The following is a 1813-nucleotide window of genomic DNA, read 5'->3' as shown; positions in this document are numbered from 1 at the left end:
TGCAGGACGGCATACGCCTGTCGCGTCGTATCGAGAAATATGTTCCTGCCTGGCTGGAGGACGTGATTCCCTGGCAATACACGGAGCAGTACCGACAATTGCAGGAGGCTACCACGGTGCCGATCTGCACCGGCGAGGACATCTACCTTAAGGAGGCCTTCGAGCCTCTGCTCAGGAGTGGAGGCCTCTCCGTTATCCACCCGGACCTGCTCACCAGCGGCGGCATCCTGGAGACCAAGAAGATTGGCGATATGGCGCAGCATCACGGCGTCGCCATGGCGATCCACATGGCTGAAAGCCCGATCGCCGCAATGGCCGCGGCGCATGTCGCCACCGCGACCGAAAACTTCATGGCCCTCGAATACCACTCCGCCGATGTCGACTGGTGGGACGACATCGTCGCCGGCCTTCCCAAGCCGCTCGTCAAGGACGGCTTTATCACTGTTCCGGACAAGCCGGGCCTGGGGATCGACGATGTTGTCGATCAGGTGATCTTGCGGCATCTGCAGCCGGGTGTCACCGGCATCTGGCAGCCCACGGATCACTGGGACGACGAGTATTCCTGGGATCGCACCTGGAGCTGACGCGAGAAAGACCCGAATATGAAGATCACCGACCTGCGCTGTGCCGTCATCGGCAAGCACCCAATCGTGCGCATCGTGACCGATGAAGGCCTCCATGGCCTTGGCGAGGTCGAGTTTACAAAGACCTACCTCAAACCCTTTGTGCTGCATTTCCGTGAGGCGCTGATCGGCGAGGACCCGACCGACGTCGAGCGGGTGATGCTGAAGATCCGCCAACGCGGCTCGTTCAAGCCCTATGGCGCGGCGGTGAGCGCCATCGAGCATGCGCTGTGGGACATTGCCGGCAAGGCAGCGGGCGTGCCGGTCTACAAACTGCTCGGCGGCAAGGTGCGCGACAAGGTGCGCGTCTACAACGGCTCGATCCGCCAGAAGCGCGCAGGCGACCGGCCGGAGGATTACGCGGCCGATGTCAAATGGATGATGGAGCAGCCGCAGAACTTCTTCATGATCAAGCAAGGCATCTCGTTCCACTCCAACATGAAGGACAGCATTGAGGGGTTCCACTACGGGGTGACGCAGAACAAGGCCGGCTATCACGGTGCCATGGATCAGGGCGTGATCAGCGAGCGCGGTTTCAATCACATGCTCGATTGCGTGATCGCCATGAAGGAAGTGCTGGGCGACAAGGTCAGCCTGGCGCTCGACTGCGGCCCGGGCTGGATGCTGCCCGATGCGATCAAGTTCGCTCGTGCGGTCGAGAAGTACAATTTGATGTGGCTCGAGGACATGTTGACCGGCGACTATGTGCCGTGGGTCAATCCGCAGGCCTATCGGGAGCTGACCACTTCAACCTCGACCCCGATCCATACGGGCGAACAGATCTACCTCAGGCACAATTTCAAGGAATTGATCGAAACCCAGGCGGTGCGTGTCATCGGCCCCGATCCCGCCGATATCGGCGGCATTGCCGAGCTCAAATGGGTTGCGGAGCACGCCTACATGCACTCGATCCTGATGGCGCCGCACGGCACAGCCAACGGCCTGCTCGGCCTCGGCGCGCTGATCAATGTCTGCGCCACCTTGCCTGCCAACTATATCGCCTTCGAATATCCGAGCGCCTCCGACCCCTGGTGGGAGGATCTGGTGATCGGCCTACCGGCGCAGATCGTGAAGGACAGCATGGTGGACCTGTTGGTAGCGCCGGGGCTCGGCCTCGATATCGACGCCCAAGCGGCCATGAAGTATCTCAGGGAAGAGGATGCGGGCTTCTTCGACTGAACCTTTCCTCC

At 61.1% G+C, this 1813-nt stretch carries 2 protein-coding genes; both read left to right on the top strand.

The features are described from left to right. Window positions 1-584 (top strand): enolase C-terminal domain-like protein (locus ACWGS9_RS34685; protein WP_454509421.1); only part of this gene is annotated, 584 nt, incomplete at its 5' end. 18 nt (window positions 585-602) lie between these two features. Beyond that, window positions 603-1802: a mandelate racemase/muconate lactonizing enzyme family protein gene (locus tag ACWGS9_RS34680; RefSeq protein ID WP_454509420.1), complete on the top strand. Its 1200-nt coding sequence runs from the start codon at window positions 603-605 to the stop codon at window positions 1800-1802. Window positions 1803-1813: the final 11 nt, after the last annotated feature.

It is taken from the genome of Mesorhizobium sp. Arg314 (assembly GCF_053714275.1).
This window is presented reverse-complemented; position numbering and strand designations above follow the sequence as displayed.